At 64.4% G+C, this 21,460-nt stretch carries 23 protein-coding genes; 10 read left to right on the plus strand and 13 right to left on the minus strand.

From position 1 onward, the window contains the following. Positions 1-210 precede the first annotated feature (210 nt). Positions 211-1,092, minus strand: coding sequence for a fumarylacetoacetate hydrolase family protein (locus tag QQL24_RS01795; protein WP_284310164.1), 882 nt, complete (start codon positions 1,090-1,092; stop codon positions 211-213). A 137-nt stretch (positions 1,093-1,229) separates the two neighbouring features. On the opposite strand from QQL24_RS01795, the gene QQL24_RS01800 reads away from it, so the two are divergent. Both QQL24_RS01800 and QQL24_RS01805 read left to right on the plus strand, forming a co-directional pair. Further along, on the plus strand, positions 1,230-1,934 hold the full coding sequence (locus tag QQL24_RS01800) for a GntR family transcriptional regulator (RefSeq protein WP_284310165.1): 705 nt from the start codon (positions 1,230-1,232) through the stop codon (positions 1,932-1,934). 127 nt (positions 1,935-2,061) lie between these two features. Then, positions 2,062-2,427, plus strand: a complete 366-nt coding sequence (locus QQL24_RS01805; RefSeq protein ID WP_284310166.1) for an endonuclease domain-containing protein — start codon at positions 2,062-2,064, stop codon at positions 2,425-2,427. A 100-nt stretch (positions 2,428-2,527) separates the two neighbouring features. Here the strand turns inward: QQL24_RS01805 and QQL24_RS01810 are convergent, their stop codons facing one another. The 7 genes from QQL24_RS01810 to QQL24_RS01840 all read right to left on the minus strand — a co-directional run bounded on the left by QQL24_RS01810 (position 2,528) and on the right by QQL24_RS01840 (position 9,187). Next, entirely contained in the window at positions 2,528-3,661 is a 1,134-nt protein-coding gene (locus QQL24_RS01810) for a M20 family metallopeptidase (RefSeq protein ID WP_284310167.1), read from the minus strand. A 227-nt stretch (positions 3,662-3,888) separates the two neighbouring features. After that, positions 3,889-4,935: an extracellular solute-binding protein gene (locus tag QQL24_RS01815; RefSeq protein ID WP_284310168.1), complete on the minus strand. Its 1,047-nt coding sequence runs from the start codon at positions 4,933-4,935 to the stop codon at positions 3,889-3,891. A gap of 30 nt (positions 4,936-4,965) precedes the next feature. Then, positions 4,966-5,820: an ABC transporter permease gene (locus tag QQL24_RS01820; protein WP_284310169.1), complete on the minus strand. Its 855-nt coding sequence runs from the start codon at positions 5,818-5,820 to the stop codon at positions 4,966-4,968. Next, entirely contained in the window at positions 5,817-6,683 is an 867-nt protein-coding gene (locus QQL24_RS01825) for an ABC transporter permease (protein WP_284310170.1), read from the minus strand. Before QQL24_RS01825 ends, QQL24_RS01820 begins: the two co-directional genes overlap by 4 nt. A 17-nt stretch (positions 6,684-6,700) precedes the next feature. Continuing rightward, complete coding sequence (locus QQL24_RS01830; protein ID WP_284310171.1) at positions 6,701-7,747, minus strand: ABC transporter ATP-binding protein; 1,047 nt, start codon at positions 7,745-7,747, stop codon at positions 6,701-6,703. Between the two features lie 353 nt (positions 7,748-8,100). Then, entirely contained in the window at positions 8,101-8,349 is a 249-nt protein-coding gene (locus QQL24_RS01835) for a DUF2312 domain-containing protein (protein WP_284310172.1), read from the minus strand. 52 nt (positions 8,350-8,401) lie between these two features. Then, positions 8,402-9,187, minus strand: a complete 786-nt coding sequence (locus QQL24_RS01840) for an N-formylglutamate amidohydrolase (protein WP_284310173.1) — start codon at positions 9,185-9,187, stop codon at positions 8,402-8,404. Positions 9,188-9,267: 80 nt separating this feature from the next. On the opposite strand from QQL24_RS01840, the gene QQL24_RS01845 reads away from it, so the two are divergent. The 3 genes from QQL24_RS01845 (at position 9,268) to pyk (ending at position 12,581) form a co-directional block, all read left to right on the plus strand. Next, a complete protein-coding gene (locus QQL24_RS01845) occupies positions 9,268-10,182 on the plus strand; it encodes a DMT family transporter (RefSeq protein WP_284310174.1) in 915 nt (304 codons plus the stop codon). A gap of 77 nt (positions 10,183-10,259) precedes the next feature. Beyond that, a complete protein-coding gene (locus QQL24_RS01850; RefSeq protein ID WP_284310175.1) occupies positions 10,260-10,913 on the plus strand; it encodes a DUF1036 domain-containing protein in 654 nt (217 codons plus the stop codon). Between the two features lie 231 nt (positions 10,914-11,144). Next, a complete protein-coding gene (pyk, locus tag QQL24_RS01855; protein WP_284310176.1) occupies positions 11,145-12,581 on the plus strand; it encodes a pyruvate kinase in 1,437 nt (478 codons plus the stop codon). A gap of 306 nt (positions 12,582-12,887) precedes the next feature. Here the strand turns inward: pyk and QQL24_RS01860 are convergent, their stop codons facing one another. The 3 genes from QQL24_RS01860 to ykgO form a co-directional block, all read right to left on the minus strand. After that, positions 12,888-13,886, minus strand: a complete 999-nt coding sequence (locus QQL24_RS01860) for an alpha/beta fold hydrolase (protein ID WP_284310177.1) — start codon at positions 13,884-13,886, stop codon at positions 12,888-12,890. A 297-nt stretch (positions 13,887-14,183) separates the two neighbouring features. Continuing rightward, positions 14,184-14,741 carry a tetratricopeptide repeat protein gene (locus QQL24_RS01865; protein ID WP_284310178.1) on the minus strand — a complete coding sequence of 186 codons (558 nt, stop codon included), beginning with the start codon at positions 14,739-14,741 and terminating at the stop codon, positions 14,184-14,186. 98 nt (positions 14,742-14,839) lie between these two features. Next, complete coding sequence (ykgO, locus tag QQL24_RS01870; RefSeq protein ID WP_150941987.1) at positions 14,840-14,965, minus strand: type B 50S ribosomal protein L36; 126 nt, start codon at positions 14,963-14,965, stop codon at positions 14,840-14,842. A gap of 155 nt (positions 14,966-15,120) precedes the next feature. On the opposite strand from ykgO, the gene QQL24_RS01875 reads away from it, so the two are divergent. Next, complete coding sequence (locus tag QQL24_RS01875) at positions 15,121-15,465, plus strand: hypothetical protein (RefSeq protein ID WP_284310179.1); 345 nt, start codon at positions 15,121-15,123, stop codon at positions 15,463-15,465. A gap of 96 nt (positions 15,466-15,561) precedes the next feature. Here the strand turns inward: QQL24_RS01875 and QQL24_RS01880 are convergent, their stop codons facing one another. Beyond that, a complete protein-coding gene (locus tag QQL24_RS01880) occupies positions 15,562-15,957 on the minus strand; it encodes a polyketide cyclase (protein ID WP_284310180.1) in 396 nt (131 codons plus the stop codon). A 224-nt stretch (positions 15,958-16,181) separates the two neighbouring features. Between QQL24_RS01880 and QQL24_RS01885 the strand changes: the two genes are divergently transcribed. The 4 genes from QQL24_RS01885 to QQL24_RS01900 all read left to right on the plus strand — a co-directional run bounded on the left by QQL24_RS01885 (position 16,182) and on the right by QQL24_RS01900 (position 20,696). Then, positions 16,182-16,814: a glutathione S-transferase family protein gene (locus QQL24_RS01885; protein WP_284310181.1), complete on the plus strand. Its 633-nt coding sequence runs from the start codon at positions 16,182-16,184 to the stop codon at positions 16,812-16,814. Between the two features lie 2 nt (positions 16,815-16,816). Further along, positions 16,817-17,989 (plus strand): cell division protein ZapE, encoded by a 1,173-nt coding sequence (gene zapE / locus QQL24_RS01890; protein ID WP_284310182.1) that lies wholly within the window; start codon positions 16,817-16,819, stop codon positions 17,987-17,989. A 208-nt stretch (positions 17,990-18,197) separates the two neighbouring features. Beyond that, positions 18,198-18,797 carry a TetR/AcrR family transcriptional regulator gene (locus QQL24_RS01895; protein WP_284310183.1) on the plus strand — a complete coding sequence of 200 codons (600 nt, stop codon included), beginning with the start codon at positions 18,198-18,200 and terminating at the stop codon, positions 18,795-18,797. 228 nt (positions 18,798-19,025) lie between these two features. After that, complete coding sequence (locus tag QQL24_RS01900) at positions 19,026-20,696, plus strand: EAL domain-containing protein (RefSeq protein ID WP_284310184.1); 1,671 nt, start codon at positions 19,026-19,028, stop codon at positions 20,694-20,696. 15 nt (positions 20,697-20,711) lie between these two features. On the opposite strand, the gene phaR is transcribed toward QQL24_RS01900, so the two are convergent. Further along, positions 20,712-21,323: a polyhydroxyalkanoate synthesis repressor PhaR gene (gene phaR / locus QQL24_RS01905; RefSeq protein WP_284310185.1), complete on the minus strand. Its 612-nt coding sequence runs from the start codon at positions 21,321-21,323 to the stop codon at positions 20,712-20,714. Positions 21,324-21,460: the final 137 nt, after the last annotated feature.

The following is a 21,460-nucleotide window of genomic DNA, read 5'->3' on the forward strand; positions in this document are numbered from 1 at the left end:
TCATTGCTTGAAGAAAAGTTGCGGTCTCACGGAGACGCAACTTTCCATAACGCCTTGTCTTGACAACTATTTCTGGCCCGGGAGCCTATCGACTCCCTCGGGAAATGCACTAGAGCAAAGCGCGTTCAAGCGTGAACGCTTCTTTGCTCTCACTCTTCGTTTCGACGCGTCTTTGCGATTCTTGCCGATTCCGGCAAATCGCAAAACGCTTTAGTTCAAAGTCGGCTCGTGCGCGGGATCGTCGGCAATGTGGTTGGACAGGATGCCGACGCCCTCGAGCTCCACCTCGCAGACATCGCCATGCTTCATGAAGAGCTGCGGCTTGCGGGCCATGCCCACGCCCGATGGCGTGCCGCTGACGATGATGTCGCCCGGCAGCAGGGTGATCGCCTCGCTCAGGATCGAGATCAGGGAGGCGATGGAGAAGATCATGTCGTCGGTAGAGGCATCCTGCACGACCTGGCCGTTGAGGCGGGTCTGGATGTGCAGGCCCTTGCCGCCGGCGGGCAGCTCGTCGGCCGTGACGAAGACGGGGCCGAAGGAACCGGTACCGTCGAAATTCTTGCCCACCGTCCATTGCGGGGCGCGGGTCTGGAAGTCGCGGATGGAGGCGTCGTTGAAGACGGAATAGCCGGCGACATGGTCGAGGGCGCGGGCCTCGGGGATATGGCGGCCGGCCTTGCCGATCACCGCCACCATCTCGCCCTCATAGTCGAGCTGGATGGACACCGTGGGGCGGCGGATCGCCGCGCCATGGCCGATCAGGCTGGTGTTGAAGCGCGCGAAGATGGTCGGGTAGGTTGGCGGCGTGAAGCCGCTCTCCAGCGAATGGTCGACATAATTGAGGCCGACGCAGATGATCTTGCCCGGCGTGGGCAAAGGCGGCAGCCATTCCACCGCCTTGGGATCGATGCTCCGGCCAGCTTCCAGGCGCTTGCCCGCCGCCTGCAGCGCACCACCATCGGCCGTGAGCAATTGGGCGAGATGGCCAGGGAAGGCCGCGTCCGTCTCCGTCAGGCCACGGAGCTCTCCGCTCGGCAGTTCGATGGCAAGCCCTGCGCCGCCGGGCGACTTGTAAGCAGCAAAACGCACTGATCATCCTCCCTCGTGGACGACGAACCTTGTCTCGATATTATATATATGTCAACATAGAATATATTATTTTGCGAGTTTGATATCTGAGCCACATAATATATTCTACTGCGAGATTCCTCCGGTTAAGGTTCACAATGGTCCGGCCTGCTGCAGTCAATCTCACCCAAGGCGCATATGAGGCTCTGCGGGCCGATCTCCTGTCCTGCCGCATTCCCCCGGACAGCCGGTTGAAGGTGCAGGAGCTCTGCGAGCGGCTGTCTGTCAGCCTCGGCGCCATTCGCGAGGCCCTGTCGCGGCTGACCTCGGAAGGGCTGGTGATCGCCGAGCCGCAGCGCGGCTTCCGGGCGGCGCCCATCTCGGCAGAGGATTTGAAGGACCTCACCGGCGTGCGCATCCAGATCGAGAGCCTGTGCCTTCGCCGCGCCATCGAAGTGGGCGATGTGCGCTGGGAGGCCCGGCTGGTCGCGGCGCTGCATGAACTCTCGCGCACGCCCGAGCACACGCCGGATGATCCGACCCATTCGAGCGACGAGTGGGCCGCCGCCCATGCCGCTTTCCACCGGGCGCTGGTCGATGGTTGCGACAGCCCCTGGCTCCTGCGCCTGCGCAGCCAGCTCTACGACCAGAGCGAACGCTACCGCCGCTTCTCGGTCTCGCTGGCGCCGAACGCCCGCAACATCGCCCAGGAACACAGGGACATCGCCGAGGCCACGCTGGCGCGTGACGCGGACAAGGCCATCGCGCTCCTGAAGGCGCATCTGGGCGCGACGACGGATATCCTGCTCTCCGCGGAGCCGGACGAGGCGGCAGCGCCGAAATGGGACGTGAAGGCGGGGTGAGAGAAAACGTGTACCGGTTGGACGAGATGAGGCGCCGCAAACTGAAGCGCGGCAATTGTGCCCCCTCGCCCCGTTCTTATGGGGAGAGGATAGAGGTGAGGGGCTACGCCACCTGTCGGGAATAGTCATGCGCACTATTGATTTGCCAAAGCATACCCAAGCCCAACGTTTGCGCAGGAGTGCACCCAAAGCGGAGAGATTGCTGTGGTCGCGACTGAAAAACCGTACGCTCGGTGGATACAAATTCGTTCGACAGGAAGTGGTCGGGCCGTACTTCCCGGACTTCGTCTGTCGTGATCGGATGTTCATAGTGGAGGTCGATGGTGCAACGCATTCGACCGATGCCGAGAAGGCCAAAGACGTCGCACGGGAACGTTTCCTGAGAGCCGAGGGCTATCGCGTCATCCGTGTACAGAATGCCGATGTCTACGAGAACCTCGACGGCGTCTGTGAGTATATCCTGATGATGCTCGAAGAGCGGGACACCTTGTAAGGTCGCGCCGCCCCTCACCTCTATCCTCTCCCCGTAAGAACGGGGCGAGGGGACTTCGAGGGCACGCCCCATCCTTCCCCGCCTCATCTCGCCCAGCCGTTCACACCCCCATCCACCGCCGGGCGATCTCCGTGTAGAACTCCACGGCCTCGCCGATCCTCGGAACCAGGCAATATTCGTCGGTCTTGTGGGCCATGCTCGCTTCGCCGGGCCCCATCACCAGGGTCGGGACGCCGCCGAGCGCCGGCGCCAGCACCGAGGCGTCCGTGAAGAAGGCGGCGCCTTTGGGGTCGACGATGGCGCCGGTGTGGCGTTCATAGAGATCGAAGACGCCGCTGATCCACTCGTTCTGGGGATCGCTGGCCACGGCGTCGACATCGACGATGCGGGAGAGGGTGGCGCCTTCCCCAAGCGCCGCGCCCACGTCATCGCAAATGATCTCGTTGGACTGGCCTGGCACCGTGCGGATGTCGATCTGGACCTCGGCGAGGTCAGGCACCGAATTGACGTTGAGCCCGCCATGCATGGAGCCAACACTAAGGCTGGGCGCGCCCAGATGGTGGTGGCGGTACGGGCCGAAATCATGGCCGGCGACGCGCAGCACGCCGCGCGCCGCCTTGTAGACGGCGTTGTCGCCGAGTTCCGGCATCGAGCCATGCGCTGTCCGGCCCGTAAAGCTCGCCTTGAGCCAGAGCGCCCCCTTATGGCCGATCAGCGGATAGTTGCCGGTGGGCTCGCCCACCACCAGGGCACCAGCGCGGGGCAGCACGCCGGGCAGGCCGGCGAGGTAGCGCGCGCCTTCGCAGCCTGTCTCCTCGCCTGCGGTGAAGACGAGGAGCAGCCCCGCGCGCCGGCCAGGCAGGCGCGCCAGCGCGATGGCCATGGCGGTGATCGCCGCCACGCCGCTCTTCATGTCGCTCGAGCCACGGCCATAGAGCCGGTCGCCCTCGATCTCTGCCGCGAAGGGGTCGACGCGCCAGGGGGTGAGCCCGAGCGGCACGGTGTCGAGATGGCCGGTGAAGCAGATCGGGTCTGACCCGGCCGGGCCGTCGAGCCGCGCCACCAGGCAGGCGCGCCCCGCGCCGAAGCTGTGGCTTTCGACCGTGAGGCCCGCCGCTTCCAGCAGGCCCGCCAGCAGCACTGCACAGGGCTCCTCGTCGCCCGGTGGGTTGATCAAGCGCAAGCGCACGAGATCCCGCGTCAGGGCGACAGCGCGATCGGCAGGCGAGGTCATGGCGGGGCTCAAAATCGTATCCGCTTACCTATTGCAGAGAGAAGGCGCAGGTCATCCTTCCCCGACTGCGGGGAAGGTGGCGCGAAGCGCCGGAAGGGGTAGGGCGGCGTCTGCCTGTCCCGAAATCGGCTCAGTTGCGTCGCTCTCCCCCTTCCGTCACCGCTGCGCGGCGACACCTTCCCCAAAGTCGGGGAAGGATTAGCGCGCCCTTCCGACTATGCGCTCGCCTATTGGCGCAGGTCCGTCCAGATCCGGTCATAGGCACGCGTCGCCTTCTCCTCGCAAGCCGGCGCGAAGGTGATCTTCAGGTCGGCGGGCGGGTTGAATTCCGGCGAATTGCCGAGATCCGGCGACAGATATTTGTTCGAGCCGGCGATGGCGCTCTGATAGCCCGTCGACTTCTGCTGGAGGGCGATGTTCTCCGGGTCCATCAGGAAGTTGAGGAAGGCCTTGGCGTTGTCGAGGTCGGGCGCCGAGGTTGGCACCGCGACATTGTCCATCCAGCCGACCACGCCTTCCTTCGGATAGACATATTTGACGGTGGCCTTCTGCTGGCGCGTCGCTAGCGCCTTGCCCGACCATTGCTCATGCATCACCGTCTCGCCCGCCACCTGACGCTCGACGATGCCGTCGGAATTATAGACCTTCACGAAGGGCTTCTGGGCCTGAAGCAGGGCGTTGAGGGCCTTGAGGTCATCGGGATTGGTGTTGCATTGCGGCTTGCCCATATAGACCAGCGCAAGCGACATCACTTCGCTCGGCGAGCCGAACATGCCGACCTTGCCTTTCAGCTCCGGTGGCGGCTCGAACAACGGCTTCAGGCTGTCGGTCGGGCCGTTATAGACGGCGGTGTCGACGGAATAGGAGGTCGTGCCCCACATCCAGGGCACGGTGTATTTCGCATCGGGATCCCAGGGCCGGTTGCGCCATTTCGGATCCATGTTCTTGAAATTGGGCATGGAGGCCGCATCGACGGCTTGGAAAAGGCCCTGCTTGACGAAGATCGGCACGAAATCATTGCTGATGATCATGACATCGTAGCCCGCGGCTCCGGAACTGAGCTTGGCCAACGCCGTCTCATTGGAATCATAGGTGTCGATGGTGACCTTGATCCCCGTCTCCTTCTCGAACTTCTTGACGAGCTCGTCCGAGGTGTAGTCGGTCCAATTGTAGATGTGCAATTCGCCCGATGCCGCGGCAGCGGGCAGGGCGCCCGTGGTGAAGCTCGCGGCGGCAAGCAAGCCGCCGAGAAGGCCGGCCTTCCAGATCTGCATGGTCATTCTCCTCTGGTCCCGTTCAGTCTTTTAGTGTGAAGCCCCCCGCCGGCGCCCCAGCAGCAGAGCGACGGAGACGAAGATCAGTGAAATCACGAGCAGGATGGTGGAGATGGCGTTGACCTCGGGTGTCACGCCCAGGCGCATCATGCCGTAGACATAGACCGGCAGCGTGGTCGAGCCGGCGCTCGACACCATCATGCTGATGAGGAAATCGTCGAGCGACACCACGAAGGCCATGATCGCCCCGGCCGAGATGGCCGGGGCCAGCAAGGGCAGCGTCACCCGGCGGAACAGCACCAGTTCGGGCGCATAGAGATCGCGCCCCGCCTCCTCGAAAGTGCCGCTCATGTCGCGCAGCCGCGCCTGGATCGGCAGCAGCGCAAAGGGGATGCAGAAGACGGTGTGGGCGATGATCAGGTTGACCAGCCCGTTATGCATGCCGAGCGCCGAGAAGAAGATCAGCGTGGTGATGGCGACGATGATCTCCGGCACGATCAGCGGCAGCGCGATCATCGAGGTGACGATGCCGCGCCCGAAAGCGAAGCGTCCGCGTTCGAGCGCCAGCGCCCCGCAGACCGCGATCAGGGTAGAGGCGATGGTGGCGGCGACGGCAACGATCAGGCTGTTCAGCGCCGCGCCGCGAATGTCGCCATTGTGGGCCACCGCCACGAACCATTGCAGACTGAAGCCGCCCCAGATCGTCACCAGGCGGCTGGCGTTGAAGGCATAGATGACGAGGATCAGCAGCGGCGCGTAGAGAAAGGCGAGGATCGCCACCGTGATCGGCAACAGGCCTCTCGTATGCCGCCAGTCGAAGGCCTTGGCCTTGCTTCTGGCTCGGCCCCCGGCTTGGCTCGCGACTCGGCTCATGGCTTCGGTCATGATCGGACCTCCGCTGGATTCCTGCGGGCCCGGATGAGAAAGATGATCAGGATGGCCGCGGTGATGATGGTCGAAAGCGCCGCGCCGAAGGGCCAGTTGCGCGAGGAGGTGAACTGCATCTGGATGAGGCTGCCGATCAGCAGCTTCTTGCCGCCGCCGAGTAGGTCGGGCGCCAGGAAGGAGCCGAGCGCTGGTGCGAACACCAAGGTAGCCCCCGCCAGAGCGCCGGGCCTGGCGAGCGGCCAGATCACCCGACGATAGACCTCGAACTTGCTGGCGTAGAGATCGTGTGCCGCCTCGATCAGGCGCGGATCGATGCGCTCCAGGGTGGAATAGATCGGCAGCACCATGAAGGGCAGGAAGGTGTAGACGAGGCCGAGCAGGATCGAGCCGTCATTGTAGAGCAACGGCAGGGACTGGCCGGTGAGGCCGGTGGCGCGCAGCAGGTTGTTGACGAGGCCCTCGTCCCGGAGGATCAGGATCCAGCAATAGGTGCGGATCAGCGTGTTGATCCAGAAGGGCAGCGTGACCAGGAACAGGAGGAGGCGTCGGCGCTGCTCGTCCTGGCAGACGATGTACCAGCCGACCGGCAGGCTCAGCACCAGGCAGATCAGCGTGGTGACGGCGGCCAGATAGATCGAGCGCGCGATGATGATGAGATAGCTGGAGGTATAGACCAGGCTGTCGTCGAAATCGCGCTGGAACAGGAACTGGATGTAGGCGTCGAAAGTCGCTGGCCCGGTCACGCCGCCATAGGGATTGGCGGTCATGAAGGAATAGCCGACGGCGAGGCAGAGCGGCAGCACCATGAAGATGCCGATGACCAGGACGGCCGGGGCGATGAGGAGGAGCGTGCGGTTCATGCGCGTCATCCTCCCGCTCAGTTCAGCAATTCGCGTTCGACGGTATCGGGCCAGTCGATGACGACATCCTCCCCCTCCGCGAGAGGTGCAGCCGCCTCGCGGGTTCGGGTGCGCAGCCGGCTGCCGTCGGGCAGGGCGACCTCATAGAGCGTGTCGAGGCCGAGGAAGGTGACGGAGGCGATCTCGCCCTTGACGCGGCCAGGCCTGCCCTCGATGGCGGGTGTGATGGCGATCTGCTCCGGCCGGACCGAGACGGTGACATCGGGGTTCCGCCCCAGGATCGCACCCGGCAGCAGGTTGGATTCGCCGATGAAGTCGGCGACGAAGCGGCTGCTGGGATTGTGGTAGATCTCCCGGGGCTCGCCGACCTGCAGGATATTGCCGCCTCGCATCACGGCGATGCGGTCCGACATGGCGAGCGCTTCCTCCTGGTCATGCGTCACCAGCACGAAGGTGATGCCTGTCTCCTGCTGCAGGCGCTTGAGCTCGCTCTGCATCTCCTTGCGCAGCTTGAGGTCGAGAGCCGAAAGCGGCTCGTCGAGCAGCATGACCCGCGGTTTCGGAGCGAGCGCCCGCGCCAGGGCGACGCGCTGCTGCTGGCCGCCGGAGAGCTGGCTCGGGCGGCGCTCGGCAAAGCCGCCAAGCCGGACCATGTCGAGCGCCTCGGCGACACGGGTCTTGATCGAGGCTGCCGGCACCTTGAGCATCTGCAGGCCGAAGGCGACGTTCTCAGCCACGCTCATATGCGGGAACAAGGCGTAGTTCTGGAACACGGTGTTGACGGGCCGCTTCTGTGGCGGCAGGGCGGCCACATCGAGCCCGGCGATGGCGATGGCCCCGGTCGTCGCGGTTTCGAAGCCGGCGATCAGGCGCAGCAAGGTGGTCTTGCCGCAGCCCGAGGGGCCGAGCAGCGTGAAGAATTCGTTGCCATGGATGGTCAGGTCGACGGTGTTGAGCGCCTTGACCATGCCGAGATCCCTCGTGGGGAAGGATTTCGACACGCCGCGGACATCGATCATCACCTCACGCAAGGCGGCCTTGGCGTTGCGGCTGGCTTCCAACATGCGGAGGGCTTCCTGCATCCGACACCGATGCGGGAAGCTTCTCACCTGGATTATATATGTCAATAAAAAATATATTATTTTAGGATAATAATCCCATTGACCATATAATATATCAGGCCGTGCGACCATGGATCTGCGATACGCAATCCCAGCCGAGGGCGCTTCTCGGCGACTGACAAGGCGCGAGTTTGGAATGGCGGTCTCTGACCGCTACTCTTGGAACCGAAGTGTCATGTAAGAAAGGAAGGTGGCAGTCGGAGACTGCCACTCCGTGTTTAGCGCGTTTCCCGCTCAAAGTCGGGGCCTATGCGCCTTGGACCCAAGCTCAGCAGAAATCAGCGGCCGGGCGTGCCTCAGCCCTCCATGCCCAGCGCCTGGAGGTAGAGTTCGAGGATGGCGTCTTCCTCGGCGCGCTCCGCGGCGGGTTTCCTGCGCAGCGACACGATCTTGCGAAGGATGGCGACATCGAAGCCGTTGGCCTTCGCCTCGCCATAGACTTCCTTGATGTCGTCGGCGATCGCCTTCTTGTCCTCTTCGAGGCGCTCGATGCGCTCGATGATCGATTTCAGCTGGTCGGCGGCGACCGAGGTTGCGTCCGTCATGTCTTACTCCTGAGAAATTTGGGCGCGATGTGGCTGAAAAAGCCGAGTCGGGTCAAGTGCCCGTGCGCGTTCCCCAATGTTCTATGCGCCTGATGGCGGGGTCGATGATGAGGGGCGACAGCACATAGGCGATGCGCAAGGCCCAGTCCTCGGCGCCTTCCTGTGTGTCGATCAGGTCCTGCCTCACCTCGATGAGGGCGTTGGGCAGGCCGCGCAGCGTGGCGTGCTGGTAGAGCGTGTCGCCTTCCAGCGCCCCGTCATAGGGTTCGTTGTCTCCGACGACCAGGGAGGCATCCTTGGCGAAGGCCTCGATCATCGGCCTCGCGACGCGCGGATCCTTGTCCCATAGCAGCGTCACATGCCAAGGCCGGGGCACGCCGCGCCAGACCGGCGTGAAGGAGTGCACGGCGAAGATCACCGGCACGATGCCACGCTCCAGCCGGGCGTTGACGAGATCGGCGATCGCCTTGTGATAGGGCCGGTAGAAGCGCTCGATGCGGCTGACGATCTCGTCATGGCCGATGCGGGCATTGCCCGGCACCAGAGCGCCGTCGGACAGGCGCATCACCAGGGTCGGGTCGTCGGCGCCGCGATTGGGGTCGATCAGCAGCCGCGAATAACGGGTGAGCACCGCCGGGGCCCGCAGGTGAGCGGAGAGCGCGTGGGTGATGGTGCGTGCGCCGATGTCGTAGCCGATATGGCGCTCGAGCTGGGCGGGCGGCAGGCCGAGCGTGCCATATTCTTCCGGCAAGGCGTTGGAGGCGTGGTCGCACAGGAGAATCAGGCCGGATTCGGGATGGCCATCCAGCGTTTCGATAGGCGGAAAATCGGACTGCACGGAATCACTGACATTGTGGGATCGAGCACGGCAGCATAAAGACGTGCCCTCACTCAGTATAGTTCGCATCGGACATCGCAATGAGCACTGCCGCGCAACCGGCGAGCCCCGCACGCAATGCCTTCTGGCCCGCCTTCGCTGCCTTGCTCGGTGGCGCCATGGCGATGGGGATCTCGCCGATCTTCGTGCGTCTGTCCGATGTCGGCCCCTTCGCCAGCGCCTTCTACCGCGTCTTCCTCGCTTTGCCGGTGCTCTATGCCTGGATGCGGCTGGAGGAGCGACAAGCCGGTACGCCCGATACCGGTCCCGCCTTCTCGCTGCCGGTGATCGCCACCGCCCTCGCTTTTGCCGCGGACCTCTTCTTCTGGCATCTCGCCATCGCCAAGACCACGGTCGCCAACGCCACCTTCTTCGCCACCACGGCGCCCGTCTGGGTGGTGATCTTTGGCTGGCTGTTCTTCCGACGAAAGGCGAGCCGCGGCGCCCTAGTCGGCCTCAGCCTCTGCCTGCTCGGTGGCCTGGCGCTGGTCGGCCAGTCCTTCGCCTTCGCGCCCGGCCACCTCATCGGTGACGGTTTCGCCGAGGCGACCGCGGTGTTCTTTGGTCTCTATTTCCTGGCGGTGGAAAAGGCACGGCTGCGCCACCGGGCCGCGCGTCTCACCTTCTCCATGTCCGTTCTCACCGCCGCGATCCTGGCGCTGGTGGCGCTGTGGGCCACCTACAGTCTCGGCCAGCGCTTCCTGCCCTCGAGCGCTCTCGGCTGGCTTACTCTGTTCGCGCTCGCCTGGGTCAGCCATGCCGGTGGCCAGGGCCTGTTGTCGGTGGCGCTGGGCTCGCTGCCGGTGGTGTTCTCCTCGCTGGTGATCTTCCTGGAGGCGGTGGCGGCCGCGGCGCTCGGCTGGCTCATCCTGGGCGAAGCCGTCTCGCCGCTGCAGACGCTGGGCGGCCTCGTCATCATCGCCGGCATCTGGATCGCACGGCCGCGGACGGCGTAAGCATACGCCGTTTTGCCGCCTTTCTTGCGCCCGAACGAATCTGTAATGATGGCAGCCCCAAGGTCGAATCGCTCCGGATGAAACGCTTTACTGCCCGCCTCTTGCCTGTGGTTGCTGCCATTTGCCTGGCGCCCTTCCTGGTCACTAGCCCCGCCTGGGCCGATTTTCGCCTTTGCAACAACACGTCGAGCCGTGTGGGGGTGGCCGTCGGCTACAAGGACAAGCAGGGCTGGCTGACGGAGGGATGGTGGAACGTGGCGGCGCGCAGCTGCGAATCCATCCTCAAGGGCTCGCTGGCCTCGCGCTATTACTATGTCTATGCGGTCGACTACGACCAGGGCGGCGAATGGAGCGGCAGTGCCTTCATGTGCACCCGCGACAAGGAATTCACCATCCGCGGCTTCGAGAACTGCCTGGCGCGCGGCTATGACCGCACCGGTTATTTCGAGATCGACACCGGCGAGCAGAAAGCCTGGACGGTGCAGCTCTCCGAACAGGCCCAAAACGGGGCCAGGCCGAAATCGGATGCGCCCGCCGATACACCGCCCGCACCCGACGGACCCGCGGCGCAGCCGGCAACACCCGCTCCCACGGTGACGCCGGCGCCTGCCACACCGGTGACCCCTGCCACACCCGTTCCAGCTTCACCAGCCGCGCCGGCGCCGCAGACGCCGACTCCCGCTCCGGAAAAGCCCCCTGCCCCTCCCGGAGCGTCACCTCAAGCGAATTAGCGCCAGGCCGTGACTTTTATGTCACGTTTCTGGCGTGAAAATGAGGTTAGAGTTCGAACTCACCCTTGTGGGTGCGTTGCCTTGCGGCGGCGACATCCGCACAAAATGCCCCAGGCGTTTTGCGATTTGACGGACCCGTCGAATCGCAAACACGCGTCAAAATAAAGAAGTAAGGCAAGATGCGTTTCCGCCTAGACGCGCTTTGCTTTAGGAAAAGAGAGAAGTAGCCGCATGCGACGCCAGCGAAAAGTCAAGATACTCGCCACCCTAGGGCCTGCTTCCGCGTCGCGGGAAATGATCGCCAAGCTTTTCCGCGCCGGCGCCGACCTGTTTCGCATCAATATGAGCCACACTTCGCATGACCGCATGCGGGAGATGGTGGGCCTGATCCGCGATGTGGAGAAGGAGTTCGGCCGCCCCATCGGCATCCTCGTCGACCTGCAGGGACCGAAGCTGCGCATCGGCGAGTTCGCCGAGGGCGCGGTTCAGCTCGTCAACGGCGCAAGCTTCGTGCTCGACTCCGATCCGACGCCCGGCACGGTCGAGCGTGTCTATCTGCCTCACCCCGAGATCCTCTCGGCCCTGCGCCCCGGCCATACGCTGCTGCTCGACGACGGCAAGGTCCGCCTGAAGACCACGGAGGCCACCGGTAATCGCGCGGTGACGCAAGTCATCGTCGGCGGCAAGATGTCGAACCGCAAGGGCGTCTCGCTGCCCGACACCGAGATTCCCGTCTCGGCCATGACGCCGAAGGACCATGCCGATCTCGAAGCCGCCCTGCCGGCGAATATCGACATCATCGCGCTGTCCTTCGTACAGCGGCCGGAGGATGTCCACGAGGTGCGCGACATCGTGCGTGGCCGTGCCCTGGTGATGTCGAAGATCGAAAAGCCCCAGGCGATCCAGCGCCTCGACGAGATCATAGCGGCCTCCGACGCGCTCATGGTGGCGCGCGGCGATCTCGGCGTCGAGCTGCCGCTCGAAATGGTGCCGGGCCTGCAGAAGCGCATCGTGCGCGGCGCCCGTCGCCTCGGCCGCCCGGTGGTGGTGGCCACGCAGATGCTGGAATCGATGATCGCCTCGCCCGTGCCGACCCGCGCCGAGGTCTCCGACGTGGCGACAGCCGTCTATGAAGGCGCAGACGCGGTGATGCTCTCGGCCGAAAGCGCCTCGGGCGAGTTCCCGATTGAGGCGGTCTCGACCATGAACCGCATCGCCGAGGAGGTGGAGCGCGATCCACTTCACCGCACCATCATCAATGCCCAGCGCAACGAGCCCGAGCAGACCGGCGCCGACGCCATCGCCGCCGCCGCGCGCACGGTATCGGAGACGCTCGACATCGCCGCCCTCATCGCCTGGACGGCCTCGGGCTCGACGGGCCTGCGCATCGCGCGCGAGCGTGCCGAGAAGCCGCTGCTGGCGCTTACGCCGAATGTCTCGACGGCCCGTCGCCTTGCTTTGGTCTGGGGCGTCCACGCCGTGCTCACCGACGATGCGCGCGATGAGCAGGACATGGTCCACCGCGCCTGCCGCCACGCCTCGCGCGACGGCTTCGCCCAGCCCGGCCAGCGCGTGCTGATCATGGCCGGCATTCCCTTCGGCACCCCCGGCGCCACCAACATGGTGCGCATCGCCGTGGTGGAAGGCGAGGACGCCGAAGGCGCCTGAGACCTGTCTTCACAATTCCATTCGGCAAAGGCGCGGTGCTTTCATCGCGCCTTTTTATTTGCCGGCAAATTAGATGACTCCGATATCAATTTGCCACTTTCTACCTTTCCCGACATAGTTTCTCGCTATTTCAGGCGTCGGGCAGATGGCAACCGATCTTCGCTAAGCTGGCTCGTTCGCTATGTTGTCGGCAAAATGCCTCCCTGGGCCCATAGTGAATAGCCGGCAAATAATATCGTCTCGCGATATCGTGTGGCGGTTCAACATGCACTGGCGCAGGCGTCCTGAACCTCGGCAGTCGGTTCCTTATTCCGCGGCCTTGCGCAGTCCATCCTGCTCCAATTCCTCGGCCTCGCCGGCCACGCACTCGATTTCCGCGAGGACCTGATCCCTGGCGACATAATGGATCTGGTGTCCCACGCCGGGGATCAGGACCAGCCGCGACCCCGCGACCTGGCTGTGCAGCGCCTCGGAATGGAAGGCGGTCGAGACGACGTGGTCGTCGGGATCGGCGACGATCGCCGTCGGTACCTCGATCTCGCCATAGCGCTTGCACTGAACCTCGAGGAAGGATTTGAGGATGGCGACGTCCTGGCCGTTCCAGCGGAATTCCTTCGGCCGGAGCACGAGGGCGGCGCTGGTGCGGCCGACATAATCGGCCGGCCCGGTGCCGGGAATGAAAGCCTCCGCGACGGATTTCTGCAGACCCCAACTGCCCACCGGCGTCATCACCGTATGGACGAAGATACGTCCCAGGACCGGCATGGCCGAGAGGCGGTAATACCACAATATGCCACCGGGCCAGGGATGGGTGGCGCCGGACAGCACCACCAGGCCGGCAACCTTGTCCTTGTGTTCCAGGGCGAAGTTGACGGCCAGCGAGCCGGCGAGCGAATGGCCCACCACGATGAAGCGATCGACGCTACGCTGCTTCAGGGCCTGCGCGATCAGCTTGACCTGTTCGGCAGGCGAGGCATCGAGCCGTCCGCCGGGCCGGTCGCTCCAACCATGGCCCGGCCGGTCCGGCACGATCACGCGCCGGCGGCAGGACAATTCCTCGCCCAGGCCATAGACCATGTCGCGCGCATTGGAAGTCGCGCCATGCAACAGCACCACCGGCAGACGCCCGTCGCCATGGCCGACGCCGAGATCGAACAGATGCACGCGCCCGCCCTCGACGGGTTCGAAGACCCCTTCGGGTGGGTTCTCCTTGGCAATGCGAGCCGCAATGATACGGGTAGCCTGGATGGCGCCAAGCACATGGGCGATCACAAGGACGAGAAGAAAGAGCAGAAAGACGGTCAATCAGGGCCTTCGGGGAATCCGGGTTCGCAGGCCGACCGCCCGCGCTTCGTCCCCAAACGTAATCGGTTTGACGAGACGCTGGAAGCCCATTCCTGGGATCGCGGCAGGCATCCTTGCCTATGGGCGCTAACTTTGCTGGGTGAGGCGGGGCGTGAAATGGCAATCTCTGATCGCCATTCCTGAAAACCAGGCGTCTTATGCCGAGGAAAGATGGCAGTCAGAGACTGCCACTCCGTGTTTGGCGCGCCCCACCAGCAAAGTCTGCGCCGATAGGATGCCCGCGATCCCAGGAAACCCTCAGATATCCCGCCCCTCGACGTCGGTCTTCAATTCGTCGAAGACTTTCTGCGCGCCCGGGATCTGCGGGTTGATCTCCAGCGCCTTCTTCAGCGCCTCATAGGCATGTTTCTTGTCGCCCATGTCGGCCAGCATCATGCCAAGCCCGCTCCAGGCGCCGTATTCGCGCGGATTGCGCCGCAGGGTCTCGGCGATGTCGGCGATTGAGCGCACATAGTCCTTCTGCATGAAATAGGCGGTGGCGCGCTTGTTCCAGGCCTCCGCGTAATCGGGCTTGAGGTGGATGATGGCGCTGAGGATCTTGATCGCCTTGCCGGTGTTCGAGGCCTGGATGGCGGTGAGCGCGCGGTCCATCAAGAGATCGGTGGTATCGCTGCCGGATTTCAGCTCCATCCGCTCGATCTGCAGCGCGATGTTGCGCGCCTCCGTCTCCGACTGCGCCTTGCCGAGCCGCTCATAGAGATGGTCGAGCGTCGGCGCCGCCGCCGGCTGGTCCTGCGCCAGCGCAGCCGCGGGGCTAGCAAGCAGCCCCATCAAGGCGAGAATCGCGATCTTCATGAGCGCCAGTGTGCCGGCCGATTGTGGCGATTTCAAACCAAAAAACCCGGTCACGTCACCGTGACCGGGCTTTGAAAATGCGGCAAGCCGGAGAAGGCTCAGCCCTGGCGGGCCTTGTAGCGCTTCTGGGTCTTGTTGATGATGTAGACGCGGCCCTTGCGACGGACCAGCTGGTTGTCGCGATGGCGACCGCGCAGCGACTTGAGCGAGTTGCGGATCTTCATGGTTCTCGTGCCTCAGCTTGGAGCACGCGATGAACCGCAGGAGCTCCCAAATTCGAAAGATGCGGGGTTCTAGCTGCGAGGCAGCGGGATGTCAACGGCCTGGGTGCCGGCTGATCGGCTATCCGAACGGAAAGCGACATGGTATAGGGCATAGCATGAGCGACGAACCTGATAGCCTGATCCTGAAAATGCTTCGCGGTATCCGCGATGATCTTGCGCGCGTGGACGGCAAGATCGACGATACGAAGAACGAGTTGAAATCCGAAGTCGCCGATGTAAGGGCGGAATTGAAGTCCGATATTCGTTCCCTTCGTGCGGATGTCGCCTCGGATCTTCTGGTGACGCGCAAGGAAACGAGCGAGCAGATCGTCGGCCTACGTCGGGCGGTGATGGAATACCACACCTCCGTCATCGGCCACGGCGTTATCATCAGCGAGCTAGAAGCGCGGGTGCGCCGCATGGAGCAGCATCTGAAGCTGCCGCCGCTCGACACGCACTAAAGCAAAATGCACAAGCACCACCGGGTTTCCAGTCTAAAGCTTTGGAACCGGAAGCATTTTGCGATTCTTGGTGATTCCATCCGAAGGTAAAATTCACTAAGGCGACATCAGCGCCTGCAGCGCCTTGAGATCGCGCTTCACCCAGTCGATATCGGCCTGGAACTTCTCGTCCTTCATGCCGGGCTGGCGGAACAGCGTCAGGATCACCTCGGCGCCTTCGCCATTCCCGATCACCCGCACCGGAATGTAGACCTCAGGCCCGCTGCCGGTGTCGACAAAATGGTCCATCACGCCGAAAACGTTATAATCGGTGAAACGGATCCACACCGCGCCCTCCGGCCCCTGCGCTCGCCAGCGTTCGCCCTCGCGCTGCAGGGAGGGCTGGCTGAGGCCCGAGGCCCATTTGGGGAAGAAGTCCGGCCGCCAGATCGCGTCATAGAGTTCGCGCCAGGGCCTGTCGATGGCAATGCCGAGTGTGAGAGCTTCCAGCATGTCCGTTCTCCGTTTGGATCGGTGAACTCCGATACGATGGAACCTTAGTTAGACGTTCGAGATTCGCGACCTCTCCCGTGTGGGCCGGACCGCCGGGAAATGCCGACTGACGGTTCCCCACCGAAGGGATGATGCTTTCGTGCAAGCCGTCAAGAGCGGCACGCCGCCCCTATGCCGCCGCCCTATCATTGGCTATGACTGGCGCTGCGGACAGGGAGACCAGCATGGCCGACTACAAGCTCTATGCCTTCGGCGAATCTGGCAATTGCTACAAGGTGGCCATGATGCTGGCTCTCACCGGAACGGAATGGGAGCGCTTGCCGGTCGACTATTTCAACGGCGAGACCCGAGGCGAGGCTTTCCGGGCCATCAACGAGATGGGCGAGGCGCCGGTCCTGCTGCACAAGGGCAAGGTGCTCAGCCAGTCCGGCGTCATTCTCGACTATCTGGCGGCTCAGACCGGCCGTTTCGGGCCCGAGAATGAGGATGAGCGGCGCGAGATCCTGCGCTGGATGCTGTTCGACAACCACAAATTCACCTCCTACTACGCGACGCTGCGCTTCCTGGTGGGCCTGCAGAAGAGCGGCGAGAGCCCGGTCACCGAATTCCTGCGCGGGCGGGCCAAGGCTGCCTTCGGCATCGTCGACAAGCATCTGGCCGCGAGCGCGTTCCTGGTCGGCAATCGCCTGACCATCGCGGACCTCTCCCTCGCTGGCTACATCTTCTTCGATGAGGAGACCGGCATCGATCTCGCCGATTATCCCAACATCCTCGCCTGGCGCGCCCGCATCGCCGCTATGCCCGGCTGGAAGGCACCCTATAACATGGTGCCCCACGCGCCCAAGGCGAGAGGCTGATCTTGCACGCGCCTGCCCCGACCTCCCTGCTCGAACGCTATCTCGCCCTTGTCGCGTCCGGCGGGTTGGAGCGTGACAAGGCGCAGGAGGCGGTGCTCGCCCGCCTGCAGGTCCTGCTCGACCGGCTCGGCGAGGGGGCGCCGGCCGCAAAATCCGGCATGTTCAGCCGCCTTTTCGGACGTGCCAAGCCGCCGGAGCGGCCAAAGGGACTCTATATCTGGGGCGAGGTCGGACGCGGCAAGACCATGCTGATGGATCTCTTCAACGCGGCCGTGCCGGCGCGCTTTTCCCATCGGCGCGTGCATTTCAACGCCTTCATGAACGATGTGCATGAGCGCATCTTCCGCTATCGCAACGAAGTGCGCGCCGGACGCATCAAGGGCGACGATCCGATCGGCCCCGTCGCCCAGGTGCTGGCGGACGAGGCGAGCTTGCTCTGCTTCGACGAGTTCTCGGTCACCGACATCGCCGATGCTATGATTCTCGGGCGCCTGTTCACGCATCTCTTCGAGCGCGGCGTCACCGTGGTGGCCACCTCCAATGTGGTGCCGGACCGGCTCTATGAAGGCGGGCTCAACCGCGCGCTCTTCCTGCCCTTCGTCGACCTGCTGCAGCAGCATATGGATGTGGTGAAGCTGGAGGCGCGCACCGATTACCGGCTGGAGAAGCTTTCGGGCGGCGAGACCTACATCACCGGCAGCGGCCCTCAGGTGCGGGCCAGGATGGATGACGCCTTCGAGCGCCTCACCGGCCAGCGCGAGGGTGAGCGGGTGGTGCTCGCCGTCAAGGGCCGGGAGCTCGTCGTGCCGCAGGCGGCGATGGGCGTCGCCCGTTTCTCCTTCGACGAACTCTGCAACCAGCCCCGGGGCGCGGCCGACTTTCTCGCCCTGGCCGAGCACTTTCATACGCTGGTGCTTGACGATGTGCCCGTCATCGCTCAGGCGCAGCGCAACGAGGCCAAGCGCTTCATCCTGCTGATCGACTGTCTGTACGATCGTGGCGTCAAGCTGGTGGTCTCGGCGGCGGCCGAACCCGGCGGACTCTACCCCTATCAGGAGGGGCGCGAGGCCTTCGAATTCCAGCGCACGGAATCGCGTCTGATCGAGATGCGCTCCGAGGCCTATCTGGCGCAGCCGCACCAGGCGCCGCCCAAATCCTCCCTGGTCGACACCTAAAGCGTTTTGCGATTTGACGGCATCGGCAAGAATCGCAAAGACGCGTCGAAACAAAGAGTTAGAGCAAAGCAGCGTTTGCGCCTGAACGCGCTTTGCTCTAGGCGTGTGTTCCACCTTCGGATTGAATCACCCTGAATCGCAAAATGCTTTAATGCCGATGAGCGACACTCGAATGCCAATTCTACCTGAACGCATTTTGCTTTAGACCATGGGCAAGGCGGAACCCACCGGCGCAAGGCTGCTCGACATCGCCACCGATCATGTGCGCAAGCATGGGCTGGAACGCACCTCGGTGGTGGCGGTGGCGCGCGAGGCGCAGGTGAGCCACGCGGCGGTCTATCGCTATTTCGCCTCGAAGGACGCCCTCATCGACGCCATCACCGCCGATTGGCACAAGGCCGTGGAGACGCAGCTCGCCGTGGTCGCCGACGCGCCGGATCCGGCCGACGACAAGCTCGAGCGCATGATGCTGCTGCTCGCCCGGCTCTATCGCGAGCGGCTCGACCATGAGCCCAATCTTTACGCCGCCTGGCTCTCGGCCATCGGCGAGAACAGGGCTGTGGTCCGCAAGCATCGCCGCCGCATCCGTACCCTGATCGAGCGGGTGGTGGAGGAGGGGCGCTCCATCGAGCTCTTCCGCGCCCGCTCGAACGAGAGGCTGATCGCCTTCCTCGCCGATGCGCTGCACCGCTTCACCGAGCCCGTCGCCATCCACGCCGACCGCGACGCCAATCGTCACGAACTCGACCAGCGCCTGGCCCGTCTCCTGCGTGTGGTCATCCGCGCCATGGTGGCGGGCAGCGTGTAGCGGGTGTGCCGGCCTCCAGGTCGGTACTTCTTCCCACCGCACAAAGAAGCACCGTTGGCGGTTCCATGCCGATCTGGAGATCGGCACACAAGGACGGCGTACCCGCCGGCACACCGCCCATGCTCCGAACGCTGCCATGTGCGTTTGCCAACACCGCCCGTTAATTCTTTTGCGGCACTGTTCTTGCTTCCCGATGGTGTTCGCTTGCTCGGGCGCAGGACGCATAAGATGTTTGATAGTGCCGTGCCGGGCTTCGGCACTTGTGTTGAAAAGGCGAAGCTCGATCCCCGAGCCCTTTTGATTGCCCTCGGCCAGGCCAGCTATGAATGGTGCCTGGAAACGGACCGCCTCGCCTGGAGTGCCGGAGCGGCCAAAGTGCTCGGCGTCTATGACGAGAGCGCCATCGCCAGCGGCAAGGCCTTTGCCGGCCTGATCGATCTCGATACGCCCGGCGGCCGGCACGAGGCCATGATTCAGGGGTTTTCGGGAGGCCCTGTCGAGGGCGTGCCCTATTGCCTGCGCTATGCCTATCGCCCGCATGGCACGGGCAAGAAGCGCTGGATTGAGGACCGCGGCCGCTGGTTCGCGGGTCCGGACGGTCGCCCGGCCAATGCGCGCGGCCTCGTGCGGGTGGTGGCCGAATGCGCCGACGAGGAGACCGGCGCCCTGCGTGGGCCCACCGGCGGCATTCTCGACCATGGCTTCGCCGCCTCCCTCGCCAAGGCCTGCGAAAGCGGGCGGCAGGCCGGCCTCTTTCTGGTCTCGATCGATGGGCTTGGCCGCATCCATGCCGAATTCGGCCCGGTGGTCGCCGACGCCGTCAGTGCCCAGGTGATGCGCGGCCTGCGCGCCGTGCTGCGCATTGGCGACAGCCTGGCCAGCGTCGCCGACGGCAAGTTCGCCCTCGTGTTCTCCGGCTGCGGTGCCGAGGATCTGCCCCAGGCCGCCGAGCGCCTGCACCGTGCCGTCGGCAGGGTGCGCATCGAGGCTGGGCAAGGCGAGATCGGCCCCACCGTTTCCATCGGGGGCGTCCATATCGCGCCGGCCTCCGTTGATGCCGGTACGGCCCTCCATGCCGCGCAATGTGCTCTCGACCGCTGCGAGCGCGAGACGCCCGGGAGCTTCGCCGCCTTTGCCGAGGACGATGCCAGGATTGCCGCCGCCGGCGCGGCGCAGCGGCTTGCAGCGGCGCTGAACGAAGAGCGCATCTTCCTTGCTTTCGAGCCGGTGCTCAGAGCGCGCCAGGCGGGACCGGCCCTGTTCCGCGCCCGTGCCTTCATCCGCGGTGCCAGCGGGGTGGCGCCTTGGCAATTGGCCCATCTGACGCCTGACTGCGACCGCGCCCTTGCCCGCCGCTTTGCCTTGCGCCTGATCGATCTTGCGGGCGCGGCGCTTTCCCGCCATCCCGGCGCCGAGGTGATGCTACCTTTGCCTGTGGTGGTCGAGCCGCCCCGACGCAGCGGCAATGCCTATGACCGGCTCACCATCGAGCTCGACGAGGCGCTGGCCAAGGCCGATCTCCACAACAACGGCCGCTACTGCCGCGCCATCCTGTCTTCGGGCGCACGGCTCGCCGTCGCCGGTTTTGGCGGCGGCCATCTCTCCTTCGCCGATCTCAAAGGCCTCGGCGTTAGCCACGTTACCCTCAATGGCGCGCTGGTGGAGACCGCCGGCCAGGTCGCCCAGGGACGCTATGCCCTGCGTCGCCTGATCGAGGCGGCAATCAGCCAGGATATCGGCATCGGCGCCGAATGGGTCGACGACGAAACGATCGCCCGCCAGCTTGCCGGCTGGGGCTGTGACGGGCTGCTCGGCACGGTGGCCGGCCCGCTGCGGCTGGATCTACCGCGCCTGCGCGGCGCCGGACGGCAGACACCGATGGCGCTGACGGGGACGTGAGGCACGGCGGGTGGCCTACGACTTCTTCTCGTCCGTCATGCGGTCCAGCCGCGATTTCATCTCGGCCAGTTCCTTCTTGAGGTCGTCGAGATCGTCACTCCCGCGCGAGGTGGCGGTGGCGGCCGGTTCCGACACTTCGTCGCCGCCGGGCTGGGTGAAGGGCGAGAACATCCGGAAGGCGCGCTGGAAGGCGACCATGTTGTTGCGGGCCTGTTCCTCGAGGGCGCCGAAGCCGCCATTCACCCAGGGCGCCTGGCCCCAGCCCGAGGTGAGATGCTGCGTCATCTGCTCACGCAGCTTCTGCTGGTCCCGCGTCAGATTGTCGATGGAGAATTCCAGGAAGCTCGGCACCAGGGCCTGCATGCTGTCGCCATAGAAGCGGATCAGCTGGCGCAGGAAGGTGATCGGCAGCAGATTCTGGCCCTTGTTCTCCTGCTCGAAGATGATCTGTGTCAGCACCTGCCGGGTGATGTCCTCATTCGTCTTTGCGTCATGCACGACGAAATCCTCGCCCGCCTTTACCATGGTGCCGAGGTCTTCGAGCGTGACATAGGTCGAGGTGCCGGTATTGTAGAGTCGCCGGTTGGCGTATTTCTTGATTGTCGTCGGCTCTTTCGCTTTCGCCATGCCAGCATGCCCTTCGCCGTCGCCCTTGCCATAAGGAGAGGCCTCCGCCTCTACCCGAAACCTGAATCTAGGCTCTTTTCGCGACCGCGAAAACATCTTTGTGCAAGCGCGGTAAACTCACTTGCCGCATTGACGCC

Origin of the sequence: Labrys miyagiensis (assembly GCF_030160835.1) — a bacterium.
Lineage (GTDB): Bacteria > Pseudomonadota > Alphaproteobacteria > Rhizobiales > Labraceae > Labrys > Labrys miyagiensis.